The sequence below is a fragment of the Pedobacter quisquiliarum genome (assembly GCF_014642175.1).
Classification (GTDB): Bacteria; Bacteroidota; Bacteroidia; order Sphingobacteriales; family Sphingobacteriaceae; genus Pedobacter; species Pedobacter quisquiliarum.
This window is the reverse complement of record NZ_BMIL01000012.1, coordinates 101,198-107,924: the sequence shown is the minus strand read 5'-3', so window position 1 is coordinate 107,924 and position 6,727 is coordinate 101,198. Positions and strand designations below refer to the sequence as shown.

Here is a 6,727-nt window from a genome sequence, read left to right as displayed (position 1 = left end):
TCTTCAGGAGAATAGAGGCTTCTGAGAGGCGTTAATTTAAATGACACAGTTCCCGTTACACTCCCTTATCAAAAACTAGAATATATCATTTGATTTATGGAATGGGTTCTTGATAATCGGGGGAAGTGTCGATGCATGGGAGAGGAGCGCGGACACTTTTATTCCAACGTTTTTTAACTGATCAAAAATTGAGGAAATAATGATAATGCCAGTTTCAGCTGTTATAAAGTTTATTTGTACCGTTTGGATTGTCTTGCAATTAATTTTAGATCTTCTATTTCTAAAATATTTTTGTTGTATCCAAGTGTCAGCGTCCGCATTAATGCAGTTCCGATTTCATCATAAGTCAAGGTTTTATTTGGAAAAACAAAAGGGTAGATCAGGTTAAGTCCTTTATAAATCAATCTCACATTTTTTTGTGCTTTCAACGGAATAATAAAACCTGGTCGGAAACTGTAAGTGGCTTTAAAATGTAGCTCTTTTAATGCGTTCTCTGTTTTGCCTTTTATCCTTGCCCACATTATTTTTCCATTTTCCGAACTATCTGCATACACTCCAGATAAGTAAAAGAAAACCATATCCGAATTGAAATGGGCAAGTTCCTTTGCAAACATTATTGTGGTATAAAAAGTGATGAAGTTATATTTCTGCTCATTCATTCCAAAGGAACTTATTCCTGCGCAATAAAAACAGCCATCGTACCCAGTCAATTGAGTGCTATATGCGGCTAAATCTGTAAAATCTTTTATGATCAATTCAGAAAGTTTAGGATGCTTTAATGGAGAAGCTCTTCTGTTCACCATCAATACCTCAGTAATATTGGGATGAGCAAGAGAAGCGAGCAAAATGCCTTCCCCTATCATACCGGTGGCTCCTGTAATTATTATTTTCATTTTCTCATTCCTATTACGTTGCTCATCAGCGTTCAATCATTTTCCAAAACATAAAGAATGTATCCTGAATGATGTTGTGCTGTTCTTTTTTTGTGAATTTATTTGCCGAAAGGAATTGATTTACACCAAATACTTGATTACTAATCAATGCATACAATAGATTTACATCAATATCAACGACCTGTTGTTCCTCGATAGCCAGACGAAAGTGTCGTAGTACGGGAGCTATCTGAGCCGAAATTTCATCAGCACCAATTTTTTTTAGATAGGGCGAATTGGAGAACTGAGCAAGAAATGAAAATTCGTTGGGATTACGAAGCGACCATTTCAGCGATTGTTCATAGTAAGTTTTGATAACCTCCTTTGTTGATTTAACTTCTGGTAGTGCAACATTTATACTTTCTGTCGCCTGCCCTTTTAGTTTCAAGTAAAGTGAAATAATCAACTCATCTTTAGTCGGAAAAAAATAAAACAAAGTCCCTGTTGCTATACCTGCCTCTTTTGCTATTTTACTTGTTGGTGTATCATTAAATCCTTGTTTTACAAATAATTCTAATGCTGTTTGAAGTAGCTTCTCCCTTTTATCCATAGATTCAGATTGCATTCCTACTGTTGTTAACTATTACTTTTTTATCATCCATCGGGCCACAGAATAATTCATTAACCATAATGGTATCCAAATACTCATAAAGCCCGGTAATTAAGCCGTCCTTGAAGGTTAAAAGCAGTATCACATTGTTTTTGTAAATACGACCATCCTTTCTAATTCCTACGATATGAACATAAAGTGCTGCCCGCTCTTCGTCTGCTGTGATAGATCTAAGTGTCATCTCCATTCCCCCCGGAAACCGTTCTGCTACGGTTCCCCATAATTTTGCTTGGTTTTCTAACGATTGGTAACCTCCAAATGCCCACGATCCATCACCACTCAACCAATAAACACAATCAGGCGTTTTTAATTTGGTCAATTCATCGAACTTTCCGGCCACCATTGCATTGAAATATTTTTGTGCAACTTCTTTTGTTCCCATATTTTATAATTTAAGTGACTGTTTAGTCAGTCGACGCAAATGTACAATTAACTTATGGAATAACTAATAAAAAGGTTCAAAGCGTTTACCTTAAATTTTATGCTAAGTCGAATTATAACAATGGTTTCAATTTAATAACCAAATTAATGCTTATGATATTTACTGTTTTTTAGTTCAAAAGTTATGGGATAAAGGTATAGCGCCTATAAAAGCCGCTTTTATCAAGAAACGGTGAAATAATGAGAGAAGGCATGCACTTATCAATTATTCGAAAATAACAAGACAAATATTCATAGGATACAATTCTCTACGTCAAAATCAAGAAAAGTATTTATATTAAAAGTATTATCTCCTTCTATCGAATGGTTTATTCCTGGCAAACATCTTTTAAGTGGTTAAAAATCAGGAGTGGACGAAGTGCTCAATTATTAAAAGCAACTGAGCACCTCTTTCTTTCAGTCAAAACCAATTGTTATGGGTTTAAATGATGACATGTTATTGACTGTCATTTAAACTGGAGCAACAGGCCAGAAGGCGAAAATCTGAAAGCGATGTCCTGCCTGCTTTGGAGTTTCCAAAATGGAAAAATCAACAAGGTCTATAACTTTCCCCAAGACCAGCATAACGTAGATACCTTCTTTAACAATGTTTACGGCAACCCTGACAATCCTGCACTCATTTAGTTTTTAATGCAATAAATAACAATGACAGACGAATTAATTCAAAATTATCCAATCAATTATGTTGCTATTGACCAAGCCACCAAACAGTCGGGCTTTACAATGGCGTCTGATCCGAAGACCTGCGCTTTATTGAAAACCTTAGCTGGCACGAAGCCAGGAGGCAAATTCTTGGAATTAGGTACTGGAACCGGACTATCTACTGCATGGATCTTAGAAGGTATGGATAATAGTTCTGTATTAACATCTATAGATAATGATCCTTTTTTCTATAACATTGCAGAACATTTCTTGAAAGACGATCGACTCAGTCTAGTTAAGGAGGATGCAGGTGAATGGATTCAAAACAATAAAGACAGTAAGTTTGACTTGATCTTTGCGGACACGTGGCATGGAAAGTACCTGATGCTGGACGAGGTACTAGATATGCTTAATCCAGGAGGACTGTATATCCTTGATGACATGTTACCACAATCGAACTGGCCTGATGGGCATCAGGAAAAAGCTATGAGGCTTCTTGAACTGCTCGATGAACGAACAGATTTAAACCTAACCAGACAGTGCTGGGCAACCGGGATTGTTATTGCAAGCAAAAAATAAAATCTTAAGCTTGTTAGCTGCTTTTAGATGACAATGAGTAAAGCATCAACTTTATAAGGGACTTCTTATTTTAAGACTTATACTTGAAGAGAATCGTTCTAACAGTCAGCCTATCAAATAACGGGGAAATAATGATAAACCAATTGCCCTTTCCCCGTTACACTCCCGGTATCTGACCCGTGCTACCGCTTTCGGCAGCAAGCATTTCATTCCAAAAACCAATAGACCAAACTATTGCTGCAGCAATTGGAGACATCCAATAGTACTATTGTTATCATACCCCAACCACGTCAGGGATGGCTGATAATTTCGAAAACAATACTATATTATACCGTATTCTTTCAAGGCCTGTTATTTATCTACAATGATCATTGTTCAAAATCTAAGCAAGTTTTTCCAACAAACTGCTGCAGTCAAAAATGTATCTTTTGAAGTTGAACAAGGAGAGACATTGGTCTTGCTCGGTACCAGCGGCTCTGGCAAGACAACTACTTTACGTATGATCAACCGTTTAATAGAACCTTCATCGGGTGAGGTTTTCATTAATGGACAGAATGCTTTAGCCTTACCTGCAGAAGTGCTCCGCAGATCTATTGGTTATGTACTGCAAAATAACGGCCTTTTTCCCCATTACACGGTTGCTGAAAACATAAGCATTGTACCTAAACTACTTGGGTGGGAGAAGAATACCATTGAGGCCAGGGTTCGTGAGCTACTTGTAGAACTACACCTCGATCCAAAGGATTATTCTAATCGATATCCTCGTGAGCTCAGTGGAGGGCAGCAACAGCGTGTTGGACTTGCACGAGCATTAGCAGCAAATCCTCCAATTCTGTTAATGGATGAACCATTTGGTGCCCTCGATCCTGTTACAAGAAGCAGTATCCGAATGGAATTCCTTAGACTTGATGAGCTAAAACGCAAGACTATTGTCATGGTTACACACGACATTGAGGAAGCTTGTGCACTTGGTGATAAAATTTGCCTTATGGATGGGGGAAGCATAAAGCAAATCGGCACTCCTGCCGAATTGCTGTTTAATCCAGAAGGAGACTTCTCCCGAGATTTCTTTGGTAGTGATCGCGCTGTCCTGGAGATGAAATCACTTCGGATAACAAACATTTGGCCTTATCTAGAAAGTGCTGAACCTGATTTGCTTAAATCCTCAGGGCAAGCAGATAAAGATGAAACTTTATGGATGGTTTTACAAAGATTGTCCGCAGGAGGTCCGCAGCGCTTGTTAGTGAGAAAGGATAATGAATCAAAAACGATATCGCTGGAAATCATATTCAGGTCACTTAAACAGCTTAAAGGAATTTTAGCATGAACGAACAACAAAGTCTATGGCAATTCCTTTTGCTGCACTGGGATAAGATACTTGACCAAACCATCACCCATATTGGATTGACCTTTATCTCCCTGCTCTTAGCAGTAATCATCGGTACGCCAATAGCAATACTAATTGCCAGAAAAAGAAATCTTGCGGCTGCAGTACTTGGAATTGCCGCTATCATGCAAACCATACCAAGTGTAGCACTGCTGGGCTTTATGATTCCATTGTTTGGTATTGGAACCGTACCTGCTATTGTTGTGCTGTTCTTTTATGCCTTATTACCCATCATCAGAAATACTTTTACGGGCATTACAGGAATCGACGAAGCGATAAGAGATGCAGCAAAAGGAATGGGAATGACTGACAAACAAATTCTGTTTAAAGTTGAAATTCCACTGGCGATGCCTGTGATACTTGCCGGAATACGAACGGCAACTGTCATCAATGTTGGAGTTGCCACACTTGCAGCCTATATAGCAGGGGGTGGTCTGGGTGAATTTATTTTCGGTGGCATCGCACTTAACAATACGAACATGATTTTAGCAGGAGCGATACCGGCGGCACTGTTGGCAATAACATTTGATTTTCTGCTTGGAAAAATTCAGAAGCAAAAACCGGAGGGTACTGGTAAGGCTATGCTGGTGCTTCCAATCGCTGTATTGCTGCTCTCAGGTTTTTATATCATTCCCTCGGCTGGGACAAACCTGCTTGCCGGATTTGAGCCGGAGTTTATGGGAAGGTCTGACGGTTACCTAGGACTAAAGTCCCGATATAATTTAAACATATCTTCAGTAGTGATCAGCGATGCAGTGATGTATGAAGCACTTTATGAAAACAAGCTTGACGTTATTGGGGGCTATAGCACAGACGGAAGATTAAAAGCATATGATCTGGTAACCCTTAGGGACGATAAAACCATTTTTCCACCCTATTTCGCTGCTCCATTAGTACGCACAGACTTACTAAAAAAGTATCCTGAACTCGAGGCAACACTCAACCTGATCGCTGGAAAAATTACGGATTCAGCGATGACAGATCTTAATTACCAGACAGACATTCTGAAGCGTACTCCAGAGCTGGTAGCGAGGGAATTTTTAAAAGCTAAAGGCCTTTATAAGCGCCCTCAAAATGGAAATAAAGCAACCATTCGGATTGGCTGTAAGATATTTGGAGAGCAGTATATTCTAACTGAAATATACAGGATGTTGATCGAAGGAAATACGGCTTTCAGCGTAGAAACAAAAACCGGTCTTGGCGGAACAAAGATTTGTTTCGATGCGCTTACGAACAATCAGATTGATTTGTATCCTGAATACACAGGAACTGGTTTTCTTGTAATTCTTCAACCACCTACTTCGGTGGTGGACAGCATCATCTCTGACCCGGATGATGTCTTCCGGTATGTACAAACCGAATTTAGTAGTAAATATGGGTTAACCTGGCTAAAGCCTATGGGCTTTAATAATACTTATGCATTAATGATGAGGCAGCAGGATGCCTCAGCCCTTCAGCTAAAAACCATAACGGATTTAAAAAACTACATAGATAAAAATGATTGATTCTCTCTTAGTTGAAGGTTGCCAACAAATAACACAGAGGAACAAAGAATTTTTTAAAACACCCGATTTAGCATGAAAAATTTTAAGTATTTACTAGCATTTGCTTAGTTGCTTTTTCTTGAGCCTACTCACATGGTTAAGTAAACATTTAGGGAAAATCCATGATCATTTGTGCTATCTAAGTCTATTCGCAATTTCACTTAGGTTGACCAGATCCAAATATTGATCTGGCAGGATTGAACTTGAAGAGTACGTGATTGTCGTTAGCAGGTTCCCATCTATGTCACAAATGACTTCAACAAAGAAATGATCTACCAAAAAGAGCATAGCAGGTGCTTCCTCGCTTGTCGCAAGATAATAAGCATGTGATAACACCTTGATCTTGTCCTGCTCAGCTAGAGCTGTAAATTCAAAATCTGTCATTGATCTAAAAAACTTATTTAAAGCAAGCTATTTGGAAATATGTTCTTACACAAGCGTTTATCTTCCTGATAATTTAATATACGTACTGAAATTTCTTATGGTTTTCAGGTAATTGTACCGGAGTATATTTTCTAGAATCACGGGGTTATTACTTCTGCGCTGGTGTTTTCCTAAGGCAAAGTAGGATTATCATTACATCATGTAAATT

General features: G+C 38.5%; 7 protein-coding genes. 3 read left to right on the top strand and 4 right to left on the bottom strand.

Annotated features, from left to right (window positions below; translation table 11 throughout):
* Positions 1–230 precede the first annotated feature (230 nt).
* From IEW69_RS15935 to IEW69_RS15925, 3 genes are read right to left on the bottom strand one after another with little or no spacing between them, the layout of a single operon-like run.
* Positions 231–893, bottom strand: a complete 663-nt coding sequence (locus IEW69_RS15935) for an NAD-dependent epimerase/dehydratase family protein (protein ID WP_188627876.1) — start codon at positions 891–893, stop codon at positions 231–233.
* Between the two features lie 25 nt (positions 894–918).
* Positions 919–1,482 carry a TetR/AcrR family transcriptional regulator gene (locus tag IEW69_RS15930; protein WP_188627875.1) on the bottom strand — a complete coding sequence of 188 codons (564 nt, stop codon included), beginning with the start codon at positions 1,480–1,482 and terminating at the stop codon, positions 919–921.
* 4 nt (positions 1,483–1,486) lie between these two features.
* Positions 1,487–1,924 (bottom strand): nuclear transport factor 2 family protein, encoded by a 438-nt coding sequence (locus IEW69_RS15925; RefSeq protein ID WP_188627874.1) that lies wholly within the window; start codon positions 1,922–1,924, stop codon positions 1,487–1,489.
* Between the two features lie 704 nt (positions 1,925–2,628).
* On the opposite strand from IEW69_RS15925, the gene IEW69_RS15920 reads away from it, so the two are divergent.
* From IEW69_RS15920 to IEW69_RS15910, 3 genes are all read left to right on the top strand, one after another.
* On the top strand, positions 2,629–3,204 hold the full coding sequence (locus tag IEW69_RS15920) for an O-methyltransferase (protein WP_188627873.1): 576 nt from the start codon (positions 2,629–2,631) through the stop codon (positions 3,202–3,204).
* 364 nt (positions 3,205–3,568) lie between these two features.
* A complete protein-coding gene (locus IEW69_RS15915) occupies positions 3,569–4,531 on the top strand; it encodes an ABC transporter ATP-binding protein (protein ID WP_188627872.1) in 963 nt (320 codons plus the stop codon).
* Positions 4,528–6,096, top strand: coding sequence for an ABC transporter permease/substrate-binding protein (locus IEW69_RS15910; RefSeq protein WP_188627871.1), 1,569 nt, complete (start codon positions 4,528–4,530; stop codon positions 6,094–6,096). Before IEW69_RS15915 ends, IEW69_RS15910 begins: the two co-directional genes overlap by 4 nt.
* A 174-nt stretch (positions 6,097–6,270) precedes the next feature.
* On the opposite strand, the gene IEW69_RS15905 is transcribed toward IEW69_RS15910, so the two are convergent.
* Entirely contained in the window at positions 6,271–6,519 is a 249-nt protein-coding gene (locus IEW69_RS15905; RefSeq protein WP_188627870.1) for a hypothetical protein, read from the bottom strand.
* Between the last annotated feature and the right edge of the window lie 208 nt (positions 6,520–6,727).

Excerpts from the sequence above, each read along its gene's own strand:
- IEW69_RS15935 (WP_188627876.1), bottom strand. The coding sequence starts at position 893 with ATGAAAATAATAATTACAGGAGCCACCGGTATGATAGGGGAAGGCATT.
- IEW69_RS15930 (WP_188627875.1), bottom strand. The coding sequence starts at position 1,482 with ATGGATAAAAGGGAGAAGCTACTTCAAACAGCATTAGAATTATTTGTA.
- IEW69_RS15925 (WP_188627874.1), bottom strand. The coding sequence starts at position 1,924 with ATGGGAACAAAAGAAGTTGCACAAAAATATTTCAATGCAATGGTGGCC.
- IEW69_RS15920 (WP_188627873.1), top strand. The coding sequence starts at position 2,629 with ATGACAGACGAATTAATTCAAAATTATCCAATCAATTATGTTGCTATT.
- IEW69_RS15915 (WP_188627872.1), top strand. The coding sequence starts at position 3,569 with ATGATCATTGTTCAAAATCTAAGCAAGTTTTTCCAACAAACTGCTGCA.
- IEW69_RS15910 (WP_188627871.1), top strand. The coding sequence starts at position 4,528 with ATGAACGAACAACAAAGTCTATGGCAATTCCTTTTGCTGCACTGGGAT.
- IEW69_RS15905 (WP_188627870.1), bottom strand. The coding sequence starts at position 6,519 with ATGACAGATTTTGAATTTACAGCTCTAGCTGAGCAGGACAAGATCAAG.